Source organism: Muricoprocola aceti (assembly GCF_025567005.1).
Lineage (GTDB): Bacteria > Bacillota > Clostridia > Lachnospirales > Lachnospiraceae > Marvinbryantia > Marvinbryantia aceti.
In genome coordinates this window covers 243,531-266,919 of record NZ_JAOQKE010000002.1, presented here as the reverse complement: position 1 = coordinate 266,919, position 23,389 = coordinate 243,531, and the positions used below count along the sequence as shown (strand labels likewise).

Genomic DNA, 23,389 nt, shown 5'->3' with positions numbered 1-23,389 from the left:
AGCGCAATTATCTGTCTGAAAATTTGCAATTCTTATTCGCCATTTTATAAATCTTATAGATATCCTCTTCATCGCACACATGGAAGGATCCTATTGTCCTGACGCCACCATAGGTGCAGCTATGTGCCATGGCATGAAGGGTCTCGTCACTCTGTACTCCGACTCCCTCTGCTTCCCCAAAGCAAGTTGGCATATCCAGTGACTTGAAGTAATCTACGGTCTGCCAGATTCCTTCTAATGCAGCTTTTTCTGTGTCATCTTCTCTTACATTCCATACCCTTCTGGCATACTGGGCGAATCGCTCCGGTTTTTCCTGGTATACATACAATGCCCAGGATTCCCATACTGCGGAAAGGCTGGCTCCATGTGCCAGGTCGAATCTGGAGCTTAATTCATGTCCCAGCTGATGCACTGCGAAGTCTTTCTGTGCGCCCAGCCCTGTCAGGCCATTATGAGAGAGACTTCCTGCCCACATCAGTTCACTCATGGCATCATAATTATGAGCATCTTTTATGGCTGTCTTTCCATTACGGATAACTGTGCGAAGCAATCCTTCTGCAATCTCATCCGTCAGTTCATTGTGTTCTGATTTTGTAAAATAGCGATCCAGTGTGTGCATACAGATATCTACAATTCCACATCCCACCTGATATTTTGGCAAAGTGAAGGTCAGTTCCGGATTCATAATTGCAAATGCCGGTCTGTTAAAATCCGTCGCCATTCCACGTTTTTCATGAGTTTCTTCATCAGTCAGCACTGCTGAGTCACTGGTTTCACTTCCTGCTGCCGACAGTGTCAACACCACTCCCACCGGCAGGGATCTGGTTACTTTCTGCTTTCCTGTCCAGAAATCCCAGATATCAGTATCCGGATTCGCAGTTCCGTGTGCAATAGCCTTTCCTGTATCAATTACACTGCCTCCGCCAATGGCAAGCACAAAATCTGTTCCGAATTCCTTTGATTTTTCCACACATTCTCTTGCAAATGACAGACGCGGATTCGGTTTCACACCGCCTGCTGCCATCCATTCAAGTCCTGCTTCTGAAAGCGATGTGGTTACGCGTTCCAGCAGCCCGCTCCTGACTACGCTTCCTCCGCCATATATGACAAATACTCTTGTGGCTCCCATCTGCTTTGCCAGGCTTCCTGCCTGCTGTTCTGTGTCCTTTCCAAATACAATTCTGGTTGGTGTATATTGTGTAAATGCCTGCATGATTTATCCTCCTGTTTATCTCCACAGTCCCCTGCGTTTACGGATAGTATAATACATACTGTTTTCCATTGCCATCACTTTCTGGATCGGCACGCTTTTGAATACCGGCATTTTCATCTTGATGCGGATCCAGAAGAAGGAATAGATGCCCAGCACCAGGAAGGTGATGCCGGTGACCAGCCAGATCATCATGCGTTCGGTCGGATCGGTTGAGATGTTCAGGATCATGTATACAGTGCCCGCAATGCCGATGCACGGGAACAGCGGTCCACACGGTACTTTGAAGGAGCGCGGTGCCTTTGGCAGGCGATGACGCAGGATCAGTACATCCAAATGCGCAAAGATGTATGAGATCATCCAGAACACGGAGCCTACCAGAATCAGGAAGGATATTGCTTCGGAAGATCCATCGCTGAGTGCTGCAAATACGAAAATGAAAACGCTGACAAAAATCACGCCGAAGAATGGTACGCCATGCTTATTGGTCTTTGCAAAGATTCTCGGCATCATATTCATTTTGGCCATGCCCTGACAGATTCCTGCCAGTCCGTTGACGGTGGAATTCTGGGTGCTGACTACTGCCAGCGCCGCTACAAATGTCATCCAGATCTTACCGGCTGACCCTAACAGATTCTCTCCATACAGCAAGTGCGGTGCTGCAGAAGCTTCCAGTTCACCCCATGGTGTATAATTGTGAAAACCAAGCACCATAATGGACTGCACCAGACAGATCAGTGCCAGACCTATCATCATACCAAGTGGTACATTGCGTTTCGCATTTTTCACATTTCTGGATACCGGAATGACATATTCTGCTCCGATGAACAGCCAGAATGCCACTGCCACCATGGATACCACTTCTTTCCAGTCTGCAGCCATACTGTATGGCTGCTGCACCATCGCACCGGTTCCCAATCCAAACATTCCGATGATTCCCATAATCAGCATAGAACCTACCAGAAGAAATGCTACCAGATCCTGGATCTTTGCAAACATATCCCCCCACCATGGAAATCAGTGTGGGGAATGGTCCGAGACAGGCCAGTGTGTATTGGGCCAGACAACTGGTGGCAATGACCAGACCTACGGAAATCGAGACAACGCTTCGCAGTCCCAGAGTTCTGTCTTTTTCTTCCATATGTACTCACTCCTCATTTGTCAAATGTACCTGCTGACGATTCTGTCAAATCGAATTATCACACAGGCATATTTTTCTGCCACTCTACAGGGCATCGATTCCTTCATCACCGGTACGTACCCGGATTACATTGGTGATATCGTATACAAAAATCTTGCCGTCACCGATATGTCCGGTGTAGAGTTCCTGTTTGATCAGTTCTACGATAGCCGGAACCTTAGATTTTTCCACTACTACAGCAATCTGCTGCTTCGGAAGGAGTTCCATCTCGTAATTTTCTTCTACCTCATATTCTTTCGTACCTTTTTCAATCCCGCATCCCAGTACCTGAGTCACGGTCATACCACGAACCCCTGCTTTGCTTAAAGCAGATTTCAGACCATTGAATTTTGACATTCCTGTGATGATTTCAATTCTTGATAATTCCATGAGTATTCTCCTTCTGTTTATTTATTGTTGTATGGTCAGCCCTTCTGGCACTGCCATCACAAATTCTCTTCTTATACTTCTCAGGCGTGGTTCCTGCGAACACCCGGAAGTCTTTTAACATATGGGACTGATCATAGTATCCGCAGTTCAATGCAGTCTCTTCGCTGTCTGTTTCTCCCGGTGCTGCAGTGATCTCATTTAAAAACGCCTGAAACCGGATGAATCGTTCAAATTCCTTCGGCGAAATGCCGTGTATCTGCTTGAAAATCCTGCGGATGTAACATTCGGAATACCCTGTTTCTCGGCTAAGCATCCCAATGGTGATATTTCCTTTGGTAGCGTAAATACGCTGTCTCATGTATTCTTCCAGTGTATGTGCTCCATCCCGGCAACTGCGTTTCTGATTCTCTGAAAAATAGGACATCAGTATCTGCGCTCTCTGCTCCACATCTTCTGCCTCTGCAATCCTGTCCGTCAGTCCTGCTCCATAATCATTCAGGTCAATCTCCACGTCGTTATTCACCACATCCTGAATGGAAAGATCTTTGGGAAGAATACATCTTCCCGGCAGGAATCTGGCTCCGAAATAATATCGTCCGTCATCAAAGTCCCAGTTCTTGGCTCTCAGAACCGTCCCGCCAATCAACACTTTTACATCTTTTTCTCCGATTCCGAAGACCAGATCTGTGCTTCCATCCGGCACAGCCTTAAAACAACTCTGCTCCGGATCCTTTACCTGGAATTCATAAAAACTGGAAATCCCCATGCGTTTGTTCAGTATTTCTTTGTAATCTTCTGCATCCAGCCTGAGATAGGGCTGAACCGGAGTAACAACCTTCTTTTCGTCCATAATCCTTTCTCCTGTGCATGTTTTGCAGCATTATCTGGGATTGATCGGAGCATTTTTAGTCGGATCTTGTCATCATCTTATGGTGGGTTCTGTCTATTGTTTTTTGACTTCTATGCCATCTCCGGTTTTTCCCATAATGGCAGCTTGATTCCGATTCCCATTTTCACCGCATTGCGGTATACCGTGCCGCCCCATGCAATGTCTTCTACCGGCATGCCGCCTACAGAGTAAACAATGATCTCATCATCACTTTCCCGTCCCGGACGCCGTTTTTCAATGATATCTGTGATATCTATAATATCTTCTGCCTTGACTTTTCCGTCATGTTTTAAATCTGTGAATTTGGTTCCGATGATCTGTACCTGTGGATAAGTCGGGTATGGATATTCCTCTTCCCAGGCTTCGTACAGCTTGGAATTGTCCACTACCAGCTTGCATCCTGCCAGAAAATCATCGTCAAATCTGGCTGCGGACGGCATGCTGATCAGTGCGCCTTTTTTGATCCAGTCTCCGCTGATATAAGGGAAGGAGGAAACATCATCACGTACCGTTGTGGTAAAGCTGATGATATCACTGTCCCGTACTGCTTCCTCCACGGTATCGCAAACCTCGATGTTTTTAATCTGTGGCAGTTCTTCTTTTACAAATTTCACAAAAGCATCCAGAGATCTCTGGCTTCTGCCTTTGATCTTCACTGTATCTACCTGCGGGCAGACACTGACAAATGCAGCCAGGGAAGTCTTGCCCATGACACCAGGTCCTATGATGGATACCACCTTTGCATCTTTTCGGGCCAGATATTTGGCTCCCACTCCCGGGATTCCACCGGTACGGTAAGCACTTACCAGATTTGCTGACATCAGTGCAAGCGGGGCTCCTGTATCTTTATCATTTAACATCATCATCAGAATGGAACGTGGCAGACCTTTCTTCTTGTTGTCTACGTTTGATCCATACCATTTCATACCTGCCATCTGATATCTTCCGCCAAGGTAAGCCGGCATAGCCATGAATCTGCGGTCATCTGCATTCTTTGGCATTCCCTCGAACTGGGGATCATCCGGGAACATGATCATGCAGCCGTGAGAATTGTGATTGGCACCGCCCATTACGTAATCCCCTTTGTACAGGGTAATGAGCAGATCTTCCATTACCTCCACACAGGAAGCCATATCCTTGACACCTGCTTTGATCATATCTTCTTCACTTAAATATAAAAAATCAATTTTTGCATCCATTTGAACGTCTCCTTTGCTGAATCTATTTTCCAAAATCTACTCAGCAGTCGAAAACCTTCAACTTTATGCTGAGTATAGCACGCGGAATATTATGTGTCACACTGAAATAAGTGGAGTTATTTATGCATTTCTTAAATTACCGCTTTAAATCGGTCGTAGCGAAAAGTCGACAGATCCAGAGTAGTCTTTTCTTCTCTGGCGATTTCGGCCAGCAGGGTTCCCACGATCGGGGAAATGCCAAATCCATGTCCGGTAAAGGCACAGGCTACGATGAGTCCCGGGATTTCTCTGATCTCGCCAATCACCGGTACACCGTCTACAGACACATCTTCATATCCGGCCCAGGTACGGACGATCTTGGCATCTGCCAGCTTCGGAATGTATTTCATGATCCCCCGGCAGATACACGGTGCTGTAATACTGGAAGTCATGTTATGACCATTATCTTTATTCACGGTCTCGAATCCGGAAGCACCTCCAAATACGAAGGAGCCATGATTGGTCTGATGTCCGTAAAAGTCTGCATCCGCAGTTCCCAGCATCTGTGGAAACATCTTCGGTTCCGCTTCTGTTACCAGCGCTTCGATCAGGTCTTTGGACATTGGAATATCGATTCCCGCACTTTCCAAAATCCAGCGGCTTTCATAGCCTGCGGCTACAATGATCTTCTCACCCTCAAATACGTTCTTTTTTGTAATGACTCTCCGGGCTTTTCCTTTTATGGTTTGAAGCTCAATCACCTCTTCTCCTGTATAGAACTGTACACCCAGCCTTCTCGCCGCCCGATAATAACCAAGGGTGGTCATCAGCGGATTGGCATGACCATCCGTGGCACACCAGCTGGCTCCGATGACTTCATCACTTAAATAGGGGTTAATGGCGCGAACTTCTGCACCATCGATCATCCGCACATCCAGTCCACAGGCCGTAGCACGATCTGTCAGTCCCTGAAGAATCTCCAGGTGATGCTCTGTCTTCCCCAGCCGTAAGTTTCCCTCTTTGTGGTACTCTACGTTTACTCCCAGTTCTTCCGAAAGGGTCGGCCACAAATTGTTTACTGCATACATAGCCAGTGGCAGCTCTCTCGGATCTCGTCCAGACTGGCGGACCCCACCGCCATTTCTGGCTGAGCCACCGTTTCCGATATTCTCATCTTTATCCAGAACGATGACGGAAGTTCCCTTTTTGGCAAGATAGTAAGCTGCAGCACATCCAATGACGCCACTTCCTATGATAATCACATCTGCCGTTCTACTCATCTTCCTCACCTTCCTTTGCAAAAATCTTCATTTCCAGAGGTCTCATCGGGGCTCTGGATGTGGCCGGTGTCAATACTGCCGGAGATACTCCCAGTTCTCTGGCCACAATTCCTTTTACCAGCTTTGCACAGGTCTGTCCTTGGCAGAGTCCCATGCCACAACGAAGATATCTGCGAATCTCTGTAATGGTATACATGCCGTCATGCACGGCTCTGCGGATCTCACCTTTGGTAACTTCCTCACATCTGCAGATAATCCGGTCATCATCCGGTTCCGGTTTATATTCACCCAAATCTATGGTTCTGTCATATATGTTTTCCATCGTTTTCCTCCCATCGGTAATTATCTTTCTCATTACCGTTTCAAGCTGTCTGTTTACTGTGCCAGATAGAATCTGGCCTTCATGGCATAATCTGCCGGAACTTTGATGGTCAGCAAGTTCGTGTGGTCAAAGGCTTTGGTACTCTTAACGGATATCACTTCTGCCTCACAGATCTTCTGACCGTCTCTTCCCAGCCCGTATCCTTTTTCTCCCGGTTCCGGAAGTGGAAGGAATTCATATGGAATGGTGACTGCGGCAAATCCCGGTTCATATGTCTCATCCACCAGGAAAATGGCCTGTCCGGAGCAGGAAGCTACGCACATACCGCAGCCGATACAGTCTACCGCTTCGTCTACCGCCGGAAGGGAAGTGATATGCTCTCCGATCTTGATGCAGTGCTTTGGACATGCATCCTGACATGGGTTACATGGAATATTCTGTGTGCATTCCATTACCGGGTGTACACCAACTCTGTGGGTAACTCCAGGGAAACGTTCAATTTCATCATCTGCCACAAATCCATGCTTCAGAAGATTCATGGAAATGTCAATGCCTTCCTCTGTCTTCTCAATAAGTTTTCCACGGTTCTTTGGTGCAAACATGCCCTGACGTAAGCCTTCCAGGGCTGCTTCGTTTTTCTCTACATCTTCTTTTAATTCTGTTTCTTCGATATAACCAAGGTATTTTGCAGCTGCAATTCCGGCAATCCTGCCCTCGATCATGGCGGAGCTGGCTTCTTCTATTCCGGATACATCTCCGGCTACAAAAATACCTTTGATGGAAGTCTCCCCATATTCGTCTACAATCGGTACCTGCCCGCCTCGTTTCGGATTATCTTCCATCTCACAGCCTGCCATTTTCAGAAGCTGTGACATCGGAGAAAGTCCAACTGCAAGACAGATCGTATCCACATCAAAATGCTTCTCGGTTCCCGGTATGAACCGGAAGTGGCTATCCACTTCTGCGATGGTAACGCCTGTCACATGATCGGTTCCTTCAGCTTTCACAATGGTATGGGACAGATAAAATGGGACTCCGGTTCTGGCTACTTTTGCAGCATGTACACCGTATCCACCGATTCTCGGTGCTGCATCCACCAGTGCCACCACATCACATCCACACTGTTTTAACTGAAAACTAACCACCAAACCTACATTTCCACTTCCCAGCATGAGAATTCTGTTTCCCGGTTTAACTCCATGTAGATTCATCATGGTCTGTGCTGCTCCGGCACCGATGACACCCGGAAGTGTCCAGCCGTCGAAGGTGACCATATTTTCTGCCGCGCCGGTTGCAATAATAATGGCATTTCCTTTATAATGGAAAACTTCTTCGCCCTTGCGGACTACAATCTCTTTATCCTGATACATACCAGCCACGGTGGCATTTAACTCCACATCCACACCAGCTTTGTCTGCTTCTGCCAGAAGTTCCTCTCCGATTACGAAACCTCTTACCCTCGCCTTGTGTTCTTTGGATCCAAAAAACTTATGAATCTGCTTAAATAACTGTCCGCCCGGTTTTTCATTTTCATCAAATACCACTACCTTCAGGCCTCTTTTTGCTGCCTCAATAGCAGCTGACAATCCGGATGGACCGGCTCCCACAACGATCAAATCATATCTTTTCATTTTCTCATCTCCTGCTATTGTTTTTCAAAAGGTTCTGCGGATACACCATACTGAGTCTGGATGTTCATTCCCGCCTTCAACGGTGTCACACAGGTTCGCACATTGGGAACGCCGTCCACCACCATGACACAGTCCGTGCAGCGTCCAATGGCACAGAAAATACCGCGCGGTGTATGTTCTTTTTTTGTATACCGGTGAATCTGAATACCTGCTGCTTTCAAAGCCGCCGCAATCGGTTCTCCCTCATAGCCCTGAATCTTCTTGCCATCATAGGTAAAGCTGACCAGACTGCCCTTCTGCGGTACTCCCAAAATCGGATGTTCTGTAATACGTGTTCCCATATCCTTTCTCCTTTCTGCCAGTGGGGACGGTGTTTTCTGGCTTTCCTGAGCCAGAAATTTGAAGCCTGAGAGCCAGAAAACACCGTCCCCACTGGCACACATTGAATAAAAACAGCCGGGGACATCTGCGATTATGTGCAGACATCCTCGGCTGACTTATCAGTTTTTTCGATTTGTAATTAATTTTGTTTTGATTTATTCATATCATAATCGTTTTGAAGGGAGTTGTATTGTAAAAAACGATACTAACCGATCTGTTTTTCAATGTTTGTGACACCTACACGATCCGCCCCTGATGCTTCACCTTTGAATCCACTATACATACGGGAATAGAATCCATTGCTGTTATATCCAACTTCTATAATAATCCAATCCCATCCATCACTTTTTCCATTGCTCCTGATCTTCAAATTCGAGACATTTATTCCGGCTTCTGATAATACTTTGGCAATATCATCATTATATCGATTCCACGCTCCTGACAGCTTTCCATTTACTGTTATCCCTTTATTAGCACCACAAAATGCTGTTCTGCTTCCCATAAACCCATAGCCCTTTGGTACACTTTGTGAATCACGGCAAATCGTTACCCATGCTCCGTTTCCATCTCCGTTTTGGTCTACTGTTTCTGGAACCTGTATTGTCCCATCCGTGAAAGCAGCCATCAATGCTGACTCAATGTTCCGCGCATTCTGCATGTCTACCGCTTTTCGTGCCTTTTCCAGCTGACTGTTAAATATTGGAATGGATATGGCAACCAGTACCGCAATAATTGCAACAACAATCAACAACTCTGCTAGTGTAAATCCCTTTTTCTCGTTTTTTTTCATATGTAAAATCTCCGCACCTTTCTATCTGAATTTATAAGAAGGCTTTACTCCTGTTCTTCCACATTTGTTATTATCTCGGATATCTTCACAGGACGATGTTCCTCCAATGATTTTCTGGCTGCCAGTCCCATATATATCGCCTCCAGTCCGTCTATGATTCCAAGAGGCGTATCCGTATCCTGTTCAACTGCCTGTAGGAAGCACTGTATTTCTTTTGCATAGGACTGCATATACCGTTCCAGAAAGAAATATAATGGTTTTTCTCCGGTTACGCCTTCTGCGGTACTGATTACTGCTGAAGATGCAGTATCGTTGCCCACAGATATCATACCTTCTGATCCAAATACTTCCACTCTCTGATCATAGCCATAAACTGCTTTTCTGGAGTTGTCTATCGTCACCAGACTGCCATTTTCCATTCTCATCGTGATGATTGCCGTATCTACATCTCCAGCCTCTCCGATCGCCGGATCTACCAGCACTGCGGCCTGCACATAAATCTCTTCTGCATTGCATCCTGCGAGGAAACGTGCCATATCAAAGTCATGAATCGTCATATCCAGGAACATACCGCCAGATACTTTTATGTACGCCAGAGCTGGCGGTTCCGGATCTCTGGAGGTGATACGAATAATATGAGAAGCTCCAATCTTTCCGGCTGCTACCGCTTTTTGTACTGCTTCAAAATTGTGATCAAATCTACGGTTAAATCCTACCTGATATTTCACCGGATGTTTCTTCAACGCTTCCTGTACCTGCCTGATTTTTTCTATGCTATGATCTACCGGTTTCTCACAGAATACATGCTTGTCTGCCTCAATTGCTTCTATAGAAATGGAAGCATGGGTATCAGTGGAGGAACAGATCAATACCGCATCAATCTCCGGATTATTCAGTATTTCATGATAGTCTTTCGTCACCTGTTCCACACCTCTACTCTTTGCCCATGCTTCTTTTTCTTCATCCATAAATGGATCTGCCAGCATCTTCACTTTTGCATTCGGAATCTGTGTACTGATGCTTTCTATATGCACTTTTCCGATTCTTCCAGCCCCAATAATTCCTAAATTGATCATCACCATATCCTCCATTAAAATCTTTTTTCTATAATTATTACAAAAACATCGCTATATACAGCGGAAGATGTATCACTTCTTCTTTTACAAGAACATCTTTTTGTATATAAAATATATGCCTGCCCAATTTTCCCCTTAACTTTACTTCTGAATTTATCTAATATTCACTGCCATGGCCTCCGTCAACCACATAAAAGCATTTTCATATTCGCAAAATCTTGCCCCTTTCTGATTTCGAAAAGCTTGTATTCTTTTTCAGTTTTTGATAACTGGTAATTCAACTAATTTCACTGTACTTATTATATCATCCCACATCTAATAGTAGTTGTAAAAATTTTGCATTTTTCAAATCAATCTATAAACTTTTTTTCTTACTTCTTCGTATTCAATATATGAGCGATATTCTCTGCAACTCCTGCGGGATACTTTGTGCTGTACATAATGCTCCCGAGGATGTCAAGTCATTGCTACAAAAAATATGCGGCTTTTTTGCCACGAAAATGGCTTAAAACCGCATATTTCTGTATAGAGGACGTTATATAATTGTCACAAAGTGGGTGGGGAGGATGTTATGTCATTGCTACAAATATCATTCTCCGCATAACGATTTTTATAAATCATTCCATTCTTGTGAAAGCGGAAAATGATAAGCCATATCGAAAGCTGAAATAGCTGCTCTATTTACATCCAAAATTTCAGTAAAATCTCGATCTTGCCCTTTAATTCCTTTTTTCCCTAACCCCGATAATAATTGTTCAGCTGTTTCCAACATTAAAACATGTAAATTTTTTGTTTCAGCATAGGTTTCCAGAACACTATTTTGACATTGTTTATGAAGACAATAAAGATAATGCCTAAATGCTTCTTTTTCGCCAAAACCTGTTGATGATGGTAAACTTCCATTGAACAACATTTCACTATATTTATTTTTCATCGTTACTGGAGGTTCAATTCTATCTAATAGGTCCATACGTTTTGCAATGTCTAAAAAAGGAATTTTATACTCTGATAATGCTTGTGGACAATAATACCATACCGCTCGACGGCTAGGTTGTTTATCATCTATTGTTTCAAAATGTTCTGGCTGAAACCATCTTAAATTCAAAAAATTTCCTGATGCAATTGCATCACATTTTGCTAATGCCATACATAATAATTGATGACTTGCATAACCCACAATCGTCATCTTCCTCTGTCTCTTAATTCCTGCTACTAATGACATAATATTAGACACCCACAATGGTCGATCCACCAAATAATATCGTTCCGGATGTTCGCATACAATATATACACCTTCTACATCCCATTCTTCAACATACTCTATCACCCGTTCAATCTGGCTTTCATCATTAAGTACATCACTACTCAATGAAATTGTGTGTATATACTTCATATCAGGTGCATATTTTTTTGCACTTTCTATTATTATTTTCTGTATTTTATTCCATAAATCGTCTATTTTCTTAGCGGTAAGGGAAGGCAACAAAAACGCTTCTGCCTCAACTTCGTTATTTAATTTTGATAGTTCTTCTACTACCGTATCAAATTGTCCCATTTCCAATGATGTAATATCACTCTTCGGCCAATATGCATACTGAGACAATTTTTTTTGATATTGTCTAGGATAATACAATTGTGGATCAACAAGTACTTTCCCTTTTTTCTTATGCACCCTAGTTGCATAACCTTTTACCTTATTGGGCAAAATGTTCATAGGGCTAATGATAATAGTTCCACCATCAAACTCTTCTAAATGCTCGAGAGCTAACGCTTGCATATTATGTCCCATTTGTATAAAAAGTTCCATTCTTTAACCCCTTCTATTCATAAACAAATGTCTTTTTAGCTACTTTTAACCAATCTATTGCTTGCTTAGCAGTCCTAGGTCTTCTAGAAGGATATTTTCCCATCATTGCCCCTAATAATGCCATAAACTGACTTTGAGTATCCCCTTTGATTGAATACTGTACAGGTGTAATAGTTTCTGTCTTTTGTAAGACTTCAAGTGCATTTATAGAGCCTTCTCTAAATGGATTTTTTCCTGTAATACATTCATAGGTAACAACTCCTAGTGAAAAAATATCTGCTCGAGAATCAATTTCCTTTTTTAAATTATTAAATTGCTCAGGCGCAGCATATCCAGGTGTATGCGGACCCATCATTGCACCTGTTCTTGTCAATGAATCTGCTCCCAATATCCTTGCAATTCCAAAATCCAGGAAAAATATTCTACCATCATCTGCTCGTATAATATTTTCCGGTTTAATATCTCTATGCACAATACCTTTATTCTCTATACAAGCAATAAACTCTAACCCCTGTTCCAAAAATGTCACTGCTTCCTCTAAAGAAAATCTCTTGCCACTTTCAAGCACCTTCCGTAATTCTGTTCCTTTTACTTTTTGCTCAATAATATATAATGTCTCTGTTCCCTCATACTCTATGGTTCCAGTTTCATATATTTTAGGTACCATGGATAAGTTTAAATCTCTTTCTATTTGTATTTCCCTAAGAGACCTGGGATCGTTAAGCTGAAAATATAATTTAATAACAGTTTCTCCATATGAGTTGTGAACTCCATCAAATACAATCTTCTGTCCACCACGTGCCATCAATTCAATTTTTTCAAATTCTTCTTGACACATTTCTTGAAATTTTTTCATCTCTCATTTCTCCTAACTTAAATGGGCAACAGTCCTTCCAATCCATTCATTAAACTGTAAAGACTGATAACTTGACGGTGATGCTAATTTCTTTGCTTCTACTATTTTTCTAAAACTTCTCTTCTTACAATACAAACCTGTGCCTTGTCTTTCAAACTTTTTAATCGTACTACTTTGCGGATTTGAAGTACTTGTTAATGCATATGATTGTGATGCAAACCATGTATTAATAAGAGACTGTTCAGCAACTTTCTTTATATCCGTCATTTTAGCTTCCACTGAAATCAATTTTTTTATATTATATATCTTTTTGATGTCTACTGGTTTCCATAAGCCGTGATCACGTATAATCATATGTGCATCTAGTAATTTTTCTATGGCCTGAATTGTATCTTTTTCTGGCATCTTAAGTCTTGTTATCAATTCACTTCCTGTACTTCCTTTAGTCATCAATAACTGAGATAGCACTTTTAAATCATTCGTTTCCAGATTTTCTCTTTGTTCAGACCAATTCTCCAATATTTTAGGTGAATATGATGCAAATACAATGTCAGGAAATCCGGATGCAACTTTAGGTTCTACAAATATAGCTAAATTGTTTGTTTTATTGCTTTTTAAAAAATTATGAATATAATATTCAATAAAATCTTCAACCAAATCCAACTCATCCCCTTGAGTTGATGGTCGTGTATACAATCCTATATCTTTAATATTATGATCAAACATCAATATCCTATCCATTGTTACATTTCACCCTTTTCAATCTCTCTTTTGCACTTTTTATAGAAACAATTATAACAATCCCGCCTTTAAAAATCAATCATTCAAGGCTTCTTAAAATAAACATAACTAGTATTTTTTCATCCCCATTCCACCTCCACTCTCCCATCATCATACACATATATTCCCTGCACGTATTCTTCCAGCATTTCTCGTGTCAGCTTTTCATAGCCTAAATACTTCAACATCTGCTCCACTGGAACATTCTTTTTCATCAAGATTTCTTTCTCACCATTTATCAGTTCTTCCAGTTCCTGTACACGTTTCTGCAGTCGTTCTCTTTCTTCTTCCAACTGCTTCTTGACTTCCATAAACTGGTTCTGGTTCATCTGTCCCTCGTGATACTTTTCATAGTTCTGGCGGTTCTGGATTTTTATTTGTTCTTGACACTTTTCACACTCTGCACTTTCCGTCTTATAGGCTTCTATGCTGTCCTCATGCTGTTTTCTCATGGATTGCTTCATCTGTTCCAGGCTGATATTCTGACGTAAGCAAGCCTTTATTTCTGCCAGTACGATATGCTCCAGCATTTTATTATCAGCTTTCCCGGCAAAGCATCCTGTATCTTCTTTTCCTTTACTATAAGCACAGCTATAAAGGATATGACCATGAACCGGACTGCTTGAAGTCAAGCTTCTGCGACAATTTCCACACTTCACATAGCCACCTAACAGTGTTGTTTCCCTGTCGAATTTGCTTTTCTTGGTGTATCTAATCTGTAGGGACTGTGCTTTTTCAAAAACTTCTTTTGATACGATTGGCTCATGGTGATTTTCCATTACTTTCCACTGATTTCTCGGCACTGGTACTTCTTTCCCTGTTCCTGGATCTGGAATTTTTGTCTTTCCATAGACCATACAGCCTATATAAGTCTTATCATCCACAATCTTCCGTATCATATCACTCGTCCACTGCAATCCTCTTGATGCAGCTTTCTTGCTGTCTGATTTCTGTCGTCTGCTCATAGACTGCAAGGGAGTCAATACACCCTCTTCATTGAATAACTTACAAATCTCCATCTTGGAATATCGCTGATTGGTCAGTTCAAATACTCTGCGAATCACTTCCGCTTCGTCCTCTACAATCACCAGTTCTTTCTTATTTTCTGGATTGATTCGATACCCATAAGGTGCAGAACCACAACAATACTCACCTTTTCCCCGTCTGGTGCTGACTGCTGCCTTTACCTTTACAGACTGATCTTTCACATAGAAGTCTGCGATCAATCCTTTAAACTGTACTTCGATGTCTGAACTCTTTCCTTTATAATCTTTAGAATCATATCGGTCTGAAATAGAAATGAATCGTACTCCCAGAAATGGAAAAATCTGCTCCAGATAAGTTCCCATCTCAATATAGTTTCTGGCAAAACGTGAAAAATCTTTTACCACAATGCACTGCACTTTATTCTCTCTGGCAAGCTCCAAAACCTGTTTAATTGCCGGACGCTCCATACTAGAACCAGAATATCCATCGTCGTAGAACTCCTGAAATGGCATAGAAGCCAGTTCCGGAATATTGGAAATATAATCTTTTACCAGTTTTCTCTGATTGATAATGCTGTTGCTTTCTCCCTCTGAATCATCTTCCATGGAAAGACGGTAATATCCAATAATCAGTTTCTGATCACTCATGTTCTACCGCCCCCTTAAACCCGAAGTTGATTTCCAGTCTGCCATCACCATACAGATACATACTTTCAATCAAGCCCTCCGCAAGTTCCGCATTGATTCTGGTTGTCCCATCCAGTTCCAACAGACTTCGTAAAAATCTGGCTTCTTCTTTCTGCTGTTTTTCCAGCTTTCGTATGGTCTGCTCCAGAGACTTCTTTCTCTCTTCACAAAACTCTTTCCAGTTATTACGGTCATCTTTCATTTCTATATAGGCTTCTTTGGAAAGTTCACCCTCTTTATATTTCATAAATGCCTGTGCCAGTTTTTCTGAACGTCTTTCCATATCTGCATCCAATTTTCTGATCTCAGTTTGAATCTCATTGATTTTGGAAAGAAATACCGCACTGCTTATAGCAGACATATCCTTTTTCCGCAATCCAGATAACTGAAACTGTCTGGTCAGCTCCGAACGGACAATTTTCTGCAGCTTCTCTTCGGAAATAGATTTGTGACTACATTTTCTTTCATCCCGATACCAGGCAGCATTGCAAAAGTAATACACATTGCCTCTGTATCTACGTGTACACATTTTCCGCTTACAATCACCACAATAGAATACATTGTAAAATGCTCTTTCATCATCTTCCCACCCTGCAGTAGTTTTTGTTGCTTTCTGTTGTGCTGCTTTTAGCCTGACCTGTGCTTTTTCAAACAATTCTCTGCTAATAATTGGCTCATGGGCATTTGGCGTAATAATCCACTGGCTCTCGTCCAATATGTCACACCATTTTTCACCTCTTTGAAATCTGGATTCATATTTTCTCTGAACCAGATCGCCATAATAATTATTTCGGTTCAACACCGCACGTATCGAAGAATTCCCCCACTGATGAAGATTTTCTCCATCCTGACAGTACACATGATGATATTGGTTATAGTCTGAAATCCGATGTACCCCATCCTCAAATAACCTGTCAATAATGCTCTGTATGCCATTTCCCGAAGCATACTCTTCAAAAATCCTACGGACAATCTTTGCAGCTTCCAGTTCCACAATCAACTTATAAATTCCATTTGCCTTTTCCACACGATATCCGTATGGAGCTGTAGATCCCACATACTCACCATTTTTCTGTGCAATACGTTTCGCTGCCCGTTCCTTTGCTGAAATGTCTTTCGCATAAGCATCATTCACCAGATTCTTGATATTCATGGATAATTCCTGATTCTTAGCACCAGGTGCAAATGAATCATAGTTGTCACATACAGAAATAAACCGCACTTTCATAAAGGGAAGTATTTTCTCCAGATAGTTTCCCGTTTCGATATAATTTCTTCCAAACCGTGAGAAGTCCTTTACCAGAATACAATTTATCTTGCCTGCTCTGACATCATTCATCATCCGTTCAAATCCAGGTCTGTCAAAATTTGTTCCTGTTTTTCCAAGATCAGAATAAATATCATACACAACAATCTCACACTCTCTGTCCGGATTTTCATTGTGCTTCTGAATGAATTCTTTTATCAGCGTAACCTGTGTTTCAATAGATTCTGACTTTTTTTCATCATTGTCTACGGATAATCTAGCATAAATTGCAGCCATACATACCGGAATACCAGAAATCTTCTTCTCTGTGTTTTTCTTATATCTTTTTGCTGTTCTTGCCATTTATCCCACCTCTTTCCTGCACTCTGTCCTGTGTTCCGCATAAAACCGTCTTATGACTTTCATCTTCTCAATCATATCCTGATAGCGGATGTGAATTTTAATTTGCTTGTTTTCATAAATATAGATTTTATCTACGGTCAGTGCCAGCAATGTGCGATCCAATTCTTTGATTTCCAGTGATTTCTTCCAGTCCTCCAACTGAACGGTTGCAGACACTCCACCCTCAAACATTTGCTTTACCAGCTTTTTCTGATTCTCAATCATCTGCTCCAGTTCTTCACATTTTCTTCCATAACTTTCCCGAAAATCATCGAACTCCGCTTTGCTGATCAGTCCCTCTTTCAAGTCATCACCCAAAGATGCTTTCAGACTGTAATAACGGTTATATTCTTCCTGCAACTTACTAATCTGTGTATCATAACCGATTACCTGATCGTAACTGACTTGCATCTCACAAAGTTCTTCCATAATCATCTGATAGTCTATAAAAAGTGCTGTATATGCCTGAATCTCTTTCAATACAATCCTTTTCAGCACCTCTTCCGGAATACTGTGTCTGGTACAATCTCCACCTTTATTCTTTGTCTGGCAGATATAAAAAGCTTTTTTCTTCCCCTTATACTGATTTACCCTGCGTATCATCGGGGTCTTGCAATCTCCACAAAACACAAATCCCGAAAAAAAGTTTGCACTGTCTGATGTTTTCGATGCTCTGCCATCATATTGAAGCAGCTTCTGAACCACATCAAAATCATTCTGCCTGATAATTGCCGGATGCGTATTTTCTACTTTCACCCACTCTGATTCTGGCTTATCCAGGCGTTGCTTTACTTTATAGCTGATTCGTTCCTGCTTGCCCTGTACCATGTTTCCAATATAGACTTCATTGGTCAGAATCCTTTTGATCTGCACTGCCGACCATTTCGGTGTATCTGAACTATGGAATCCGGAATTGTAATTTTCACCATTTGCCTTTTTATATTCTTTTGGCGACTGCACATGACGTACATTCAGTTTTTCTGCGATTGCTCCAAGACTGAACCCATCAATTTTCCATGAAAATATTTTTCTTACAATATCCGCTGCATAAGAATCAATCACCAGACAGTTCTTATTCTCCGGATCTTTGCAGTAACCATACGGGGCAAATGCTCCAATAAATTCACCTTTTTCACGTTTGATTTTCTGGTGGCTTCGCACTTTATCGGAAATGTCCCGGCAATAGCTTTCATTTACAAAATTTTTGATTGGAACAACAAATGACTTTTCTGAAAAATCTGCTGTTTTACTATCAAACTGGTCTGTAACTGAAATAAAACGCACATTTAAAGCCGGGTAGGTCTTTTCGATCCATCGCCCGGCTTCTATATACTCTCTTCCGAATCTGGATAAGTCTTTTACAATCACACAGTTTACTTTTCCAGCTTCTATATCAGTTGTCATTCGTTTAAACTCAGGTCGGTCAAAATTTCCTCCTGAGTATCCGTCATCCACATATATATCAAAGATCTGAATATCCGGCTGGCTTTTTACAAAGCTCCGAAGTAACTCTCTCTGATTTGCAATGCTGTTGCTCTCTGACTTCGCACCGCCCTCTTCCATATCATCTTTCGATAACCGAAGATACAATGCAGCATCGTACATATCTGGCATATTCATTTGCATCTGTTCCATTTTACATCGCTCCCAACTTACTTATTCCATTGAATTTGAAGTCAGAAACCATGTATCACGTTCATTTTCCCTGACTTCACATTAACATAACATCTGTAGCTTCGCAAGATATTTTTTCAAGACTTGCATCTAATACATCAACTCCGTTCTTTTTCTTAGATAATCACTGATCGCATCTGTAGCATCCATTTCTCCTGTCATTTCCACGACTACCACATACCCTTCATTCATGTGAGCATACGGCTGATCGCCAGATTTATCCAGAAAAGTTTCCACTTTTTCAGAAATAGCTTTATCCATATCAGGAATTAAATCTTCAATGTCCTTTAACTGCTCCAGATTAACACTGGAATCTATTACTGACTGATTCACCATGATGCTCACCTCTTTTCCAACATATTCTTTGTATAAGTCGTCCTATACCTACAATTTTCTCAATCACATCACCTTACCTTTCGCATTTTGTTCTCAAATTTTATCTATTACTATGGCATTGCATATTCTGTTCGGCGTGTTGGCTTCCATTCGTATAATCTGTTGTCAGCGTTACGTCCAACCTCTATCAGAATATTTCTGAATGCTGGCAGCTTCTTCGCAAACTTACCAGCCGTTTCCGGAGTATCTTCGACGCTCGCCAGTAAAATCATTTACAGGGTTATGGCATCTGTGGAATCAGATTATACAGCTCATGCAGTTTTCAAGGTACAAAAGAGAGTTTTTTGAATATCCTTTCACTTATTACAGCCTGGAAACACCAAAATGTTGTTCGCTTCAAAAAAATCCTCTCACTAATAAGGCGTTACAGAGGCACTTTTGACACCCTTTTTTGAAAAATTCATAAAAAGTTTACATTTGCTTCTTTTATTTCGCTTTAATGCGAACCTTATTGTACTGCCATTTTAATTCGCTTTAACGCGAATGTCAAGCATTTTGTTCGCTTCAATGCGAATCTTTCTGTTTACATTCCCTGTTTTTGGTAGTAAAATGGATTTATCAAAAAGAAAGTTGGAAATCTGATATGACAATCGGTGATAAAATAAAAAAAATCCGGACATTCCGGAATATGACACAGGCAGAACTTGGTGCTGCCCTCGGCTGGGGTGATAAAGGAGCAAACCGCCTTGCCCAATATGAAACGAATTACCGGGTTCCCCGCAAAGATCTGGTAACTGAAATGACTAAGATTCTGGATGTAAATCCACTGGCACTACATGAGCCTACGACTATGGATGCTTCTGAACTTATGGAAATCCTGTTCTGGATTGATGAATTTAACCCGGCAGCTATCAATCTCTTTCAATTAGAAACTTATCCGGGTGAAAAATGCAATTCTAATGAGGATACTGCTGTCCGTTATCATGATTCTGATAGCTGGCCAGCTCATCCACCTGTCGGCATGTGGTTTAATTATGGGGTTCTGAATGAATTTATGAAAGAATGGGTTCTCAGAAAAGAAGAACTGAGATCTGGTGAGATTACCAGAGATGAATATTTCGAATGGAAAATCAACTGGCCACAGACCTGTGACGGGTGTGGAAAATATGCTCCTAAACGGCAATGGAAAAAAGACGCTTAAATTGTAAATTCAAACTTGTGAGACTTTTCTTCATCCAAAACAGGTATCACAACTAAATTGATGCATAACTGTCAATTTATCATAGACAATTGCTCCTCCATAGAGTTCACCCCTCTTCCTATCCATCAAATAAGAGCAAAGATCTTTTTCCTTTCACACTTATCCCATTTGAACAATACGCTTTGTTCGGATCTGAAAGGAAATTTCTTAAAAATGACATTTAAAAACGTCCTTATAGGTCAAAAACCTACTGGACGTTTTTAATTTATTTTTTTTCACAAAACGAATACTCGCTTCCTGTACTTCCATTTTCCTTCCAATGCAGATATTCTACTATCAAAACTGTGTATATAAGTAAATATCCCCTGTACTGTACAAACACTCAAACTCTATCAGCGCTTTTCCTGCTCCACTCACGTATCATTCAATTTTCTCCTACAGACTCTCTCTTTAATCGCATTAATCCTACATTAAATATATCTCTTTTCCTGTTTCAGCATTAACCAGCATGACATATTTTTGAGAATTATTATTATTTACTTCCAAATACCAGATTGGTTCTGCTGTATACTGCTGATCTTCATTTATGTATGCACGCTCATAAAATTTTGCCCGAGTCACTGTATAAGTAGCTTCATCTAATAAGTTTTCATACTTTGTTTCTACCGTTGCTGCGATTTCGTCAAAACCTTTTAACGGTACATTTTCCCCATCTTCCTGGAAATTATAAAGACCATACACACGCAGGCTTTCTATCCCCCGTGTAGAACAGACAGCAATCACTGGACTGGACTCTGGCGTATCATATGCAAGAGCCTGTACCATAACTGATAATTCAGGATACACAGGAATCCCACTTACTGTCTGCCTTGCATATACGATACATACATCATCCTCGCTTGTCCACTCAGGCTTTCGTTTACTCTCTTCCATCAATCCTTCAGCAACATATTGGTTTTCAATTTCCCGCAGTATATCCGCACTCAAAGAAGAAGTCTGAAAAACTAAATTTTCTACTGTATATCCGGCATTTTCAAGAGTTTCTTTTACTTTTTGTACAGCATCCTGCTCGTTTACAATAGATTCTGTCGCAGAAGTAAATTTCTCCATATTCTCCGCATTAGTCACCCCTATTTGAGCATAATAGGTCGAATTTTTCGTTGATATTCCAAATTCAATTCCAATCCCTACATTTGTACCGTCTGCTAAAACATAATGGTTTTCTTCCGGATATAGATCACTGGCAGGAGTACTATGCTTCTCAAGAATTTCTTTTCCTTCTATAAAATTTGCATATGCCTTTTCACTATCCGCAAAATGCACACTTTCTAAAATAAATTTGGGAATCTCTTCTCCATTCCAATTCTCTGGAACTTCTAATTCACACTGAAACCTAACTTTGCATGATGCGGATTCCTTTTCATACGTCTGCGCATACGCATTTTGAGTCAGCATAATAAGCGATAAAGCACATATACCTGAAATCATTAAGTCTTTTCTCATTTTTCTGCTCCCACTTACAAATCACGGCGTATAGCGCCCTTCTACATGTAAACTGCTTACATTTGCTTTGCTGATTACCCCTCCCTCCATTTCATAAACCTCGTCGCAAAGAACCTCTATATCCTCCCGGTTATGACTGGCCAGGATAATCAGTTTATTTTCTTCTTTCATTTTTAACAGAAGTTCCCGGATTTCTCTTACCCCGTTTTTGTCCAGACCATTCATAGGCTCGTCCAAAATCAAAATTCCCGGATCTTCCATGATAGCCTGTGCAATGGCAAGTCTCTGACGCATACCCAGCGAATATTTTCCAACCGGTCGCTTCAATGCAGGATCTAAACCAACCTTTCTCAGAACAGAGCAGAGATAGTCTTTGTTCTTTTTGTTCCGTAATGTATAAAGAAATTCCAGATTATGATAGCCACTCCAGGTCCTTAAAAACCCGGGTTCTTCAATAATAATCCCCGCATCAGTCAGCATATCCTTATCTTTTCCCATTACTTTACCGTTAACGGTTATCGTTCCCTCATCGCAGGAGAGAAAACCGCAAATAGATTTAAACAAAACAGTTTTTCCTGAACCATTGTGCCCTACAAGACCATATATTTTACCACTTTCACATAAAAGAGAAACATCCTTTAAAACCTTGTTATCTTTAAAGCTTTTACTTACATGAGATACTTCAATTACATAATCCTGTCTGTCCATATATTTCACTCCTCGCTATATATCCTCATTTTCCCAGTTAAATTCTATTTTTTTTACTTTTATTAAAATAATGACCGTCATACACAAAATCCCTACTATTAAAAACCCGAACATATAAGGTATAGATGGCAACCAATAGTAACCATAATCCGGGGTTGCAATCCTTGCCAGTTCAGCCCATATCGTCGGGATAAAAAAGGCCAGTTTATGACGTATCATGGGATGTATATTCAGCACAGGAAATAGAGCGATTGCTAGGGCAAGACCACCTGCAACTGCAGCAATCTTATTCAAAAACAAACTTAACAGGAACATCAGAACCCCTATAAATGTACAGATACAGGCGCAAAGAAGAATCTCCAGCCCTATAAGCTGTAATGGCGAAAATTCAGAGAAAATCTCGTAATAAATAAACACAGAACTATTAAACTGCGTAAGAGCCCTTGTCGTTGCTGCCGTCCTCAGTAGCTTTCCCCATTCATTGCTCCATTCAATGTCCGGTAAAAGAGGGAGTATTGTGCAGATGACTGCCACAACAGTAAGAACAACGGAACGGATAAAAATCCCTCCTATCTGCCCTAATGCCCAACGCTTTCTTCCTACACGTATCGCATGGTACATATTCACATGCTGCATAAAAGGCACATCCGTGTTCACATAAATTACTCCAAACCAAAACATAATTAGATAAGAAAAACTACACATGGCAAATGGAAATACACACCAAGAGGATGGATAGTCCACTGCAACTGAAAACTGTCGGATAGCCCCCACATATGTTCGGCTGACTACAATCATCAATATTGTAAAAACTGCCATTTTGCTATTGATAATTTTCATCATAGAACTTTTCCAGATATACTGTAATAACTTCAT

22 protein-coding genes are annotated in these 23,389 nt (G+C 41.3%); 1 reads left to right on the top strand and 21 read right to left on the bottom strand.

Annotation, left to right across the window (positions count from 1 at the left end):
* Positions 1-7: 7 nt before the first annotated feature.
* From OCV47_RS03410 to OCV47_RS03325, 18 genes are all read right to left on the bottom strand, one after another.
* Positions 8-1,213 carry an iron-containing alcohol dehydrogenase gene (locus OCV47_RS03410; protein ID WP_262653749.1) on the bottom strand — a complete coding sequence of 402 codons (1,206 nt, stop codon included), beginning with the start codon at positions 1,211-1,213 and terminating at the stop codon, positions 8-10.
* Positions 1,214-1,228: 15 nt separating this feature from the next.
* Positions 1,229-2,209 carry an APC family permease gene (locus OCV47_RS03405; RefSeq protein WP_262653748.1) on the bottom strand — a complete coding sequence of 327 codons (981 nt, stop codon included), beginning with the start codon at positions 2,207-2,209 and terminating at the stop codon, positions 1,229-1,231.
* Between the two features lie 226 nt (positions 2,210-2,435).
* Positions 2,436-2,780, bottom strand: coding sequence for a P-II family nitrogen regulator (locus OCV47_RS03400; RefSeq protein ID WP_117448089.1), 345 nt, complete (start codon positions 2,778-2,780; stop codon positions 2,436-2,438).
* Entirely contained in the window at positions 2,761-3,630 is an 870-nt protein-coding gene (locus tag OCV47_RS03395; RefSeq protein ID WP_262653742.1) for a helix-turn-helix domain-containing protein, read from the bottom strand. Before OCV47_RS03395 ends, OCV47_RS03400 begins: the two co-directional genes overlap by 20 nt.
* A gap of 110 nt (positions 3,631-3,740) precedes the next feature.
* The gene (locus tag OCV47_RS03390; protein ID WP_262653741.1) at positions 3,741-4,868 is read right to left on the bottom strand and encodes a tyramine oxidase subunit B; all 1,128 of its coding nucleotides are present in this window, start codon (positions 4,866-4,868) and stop codon (positions 3,741-3,743) included.
* A gap of 131 nt (positions 4,869-4,999) precedes the next feature.
* The gene (locus OCV47_RS03385; protein ID WP_262653739.1) at positions 5,000-6,127 is read right to left on the bottom strand and encodes an NAD(P)/FAD-dependent oxidoreductase; all 1,128 of its coding nucleotides are present in this window, start codon (positions 6,125-6,127) and stop codon (positions 5,000-5,002) included.
* Positions 6,120-6,449: a (2Fe-2S)-binding protein gene (locus OCV47_RS03380; protein WP_262653738.1), complete on the bottom strand. Its 330-nt coding sequence runs from the start codon at positions 6,447-6,449 to the stop codon at positions 6,120-6,122. Before OCV47_RS03380 ends, OCV47_RS03385 begins: the two co-directional genes overlap by 8 nt.
* Before the next feature lie 53 nt (positions 6,450-6,502).
* Positions 6,503-8,080, bottom strand: a complete 1,578-nt coding sequence (locus OCV47_RS03375) for an FAD-dependent oxidoreductase (RefSeq protein WP_262653735.1) — start codon at positions 8,078-8,080, stop codon at positions 6,503-6,505.
* Between the two features lie 14 nt (positions 8,081-8,094).
* Positions 8,095-8,421, bottom strand: a complete 327-nt coding sequence (locus OCV47_RS03370; protein WP_262653733.1) for a (2Fe-2S)-binding protein — start codon at positions 8,419-8,421, stop codon at positions 8,095-8,097.
* A gap of 245 nt (positions 8,422-8,666) precedes the next feature.
* Positions 8,667-9,251, bottom strand: coding sequence for a type II secretion system protein (locus OCV47_RS03365; RefSeq protein WP_262653731.1), 585 nt, complete (start codon positions 9,249-9,251; stop codon positions 8,667-8,669).
* Between the two features lie 44 nt (positions 9,252-9,295).
* On the bottom strand, positions 9,296-10,327 hold the full coding sequence (gene iolG, locus OCV47_RS03360) for an inositol 2-dehydrogenase (RefSeq protein ID WP_262653729.1): 1,032 nt from the start codon (positions 10,325-10,327) through the stop codon (positions 9,296-9,298).
* A 610-nt stretch (positions 10,328-10,937) separates the two neighbouring features.
* On the bottom strand, positions 10,938-12,134 hold the full coding sequence (locus OCV47_RS03355) for a hypothetical protein (RefSeq protein WP_262653727.1): 1,197 nt from the start codon (positions 12,132-12,134) through the stop codon (positions 10,938-10,940).
* Between the two features lie 13 nt (positions 12,135-12,147).
* Complete coding sequence (locus OCV47_RS03350; RefSeq protein ID WP_005333818.1) at positions 12,148-12,990, bottom strand: serine/threonine-protein kinase; 843 nt, start codon at positions 12,988-12,990, stop codon at positions 12,148-12,150.
* A gap of 12 nt (positions 12,991-13,002) precedes the next feature.
* The gene (locus OCV47_RS03345; RefSeq protein ID WP_118520129.1) at positions 13,003-13,731 is read right to left on the bottom strand and encodes a hypothetical protein; all 729 of its coding nucleotides are present in this window, start codon (positions 13,729-13,731) and stop codon (positions 13,003-13,005) included.
* A 119-nt stretch (positions 13,732-13,850) separates the two neighbouring features.
* Positions 13,851-15,404 carry a recombinase family protein gene (locus OCV47_RS03340; protein ID WP_262653721.1) on the bottom strand — a complete coding sequence of 518 codons (1,554 nt, stop codon included), beginning with the start codon at positions 15,402-15,404 and terminating at the stop codon, positions 13,851-13,853.
* Entirely contained in the window at positions 15,397-17,052 is a 1,656-nt protein-coding gene (locus OCV47_RS03335; protein WP_262653719.1) for a recombinase family protein, read from the bottom strand. Before OCV47_RS03335 ends, OCV47_RS03340 begins: the two co-directional genes overlap by 8 nt.
* Complete coding sequence (locus OCV47_RS03330; RefSeq protein WP_262653718.1) at positions 17,053-18,726, bottom strand: recombinase family protein; 1,674 nt, start codon at positions 18,724-18,726, stop codon at positions 17,053-17,055.
* A 129-nt stretch (positions 18,727-18,855) separates the two neighbouring features.
* Entirely contained in the window at positions 18,856-19,101 is a 246-nt protein-coding gene (locus OCV47_RS03325) for a DUF6870 family protein (RefSeq protein WP_016286640.1), read from the bottom strand.
* A 643-nt stretch (positions 19,102-19,744) separates the two neighbouring features.
* Between OCV47_RS03325 and OCV47_RS03320 the strand changes: the two genes are divergently transcribed.
* Positions 19,745-20,302 (top strand): helix-turn-helix domain-containing protein, encoded by a 558-nt coding sequence (locus OCV47_RS03320; RefSeq protein WP_177298232.1) that lies wholly within the window; start codon positions 19,745-19,747, stop codon positions 20,300-20,302.
* Positions 20,303-20,767: 465 nt separating this feature from the next.
* Here OCV47_RS03320 and OCV47_RS03315 read toward each other — a convergent pair whose 3' ends face one another.
* Genes OCV47_RS03315 through OCV47_RS03305 form a run of 3 tightly spaced genes read right to left on the bottom strand, consistent with a single transcriptional unit; the run spans position 20,768 to position 23,389 of the window.
* Entirely contained in the window at positions 20,768-21,805 is a 1,038-nt protein-coding gene (locus OCV47_RS03315) for a hypothetical protein (RefSeq protein WP_262653711.1), read from the bottom strand.
* A 21-nt stretch (positions 21,806-21,826) separates the two neighbouring features.
* Complete coding sequence (locus OCV47_RS03310) at positions 21,827-22,513, bottom strand: ABC transporter ATP-binding protein (RefSeq protein WP_262653710.1); 687 nt, start codon at positions 22,511-22,513, stop codon at positions 21,827-21,829.
* Positions 22,514-22,528: 15 nt separating this feature from the next.
* Positions 22,529-23,389, bottom strand: a complete 861-nt coding sequence (locus OCV47_RS03305; RefSeq protein WP_262653708.1) for a hypothetical protein — start codon at positions 23,387-23,389, stop codon at positions 22,529-22,531.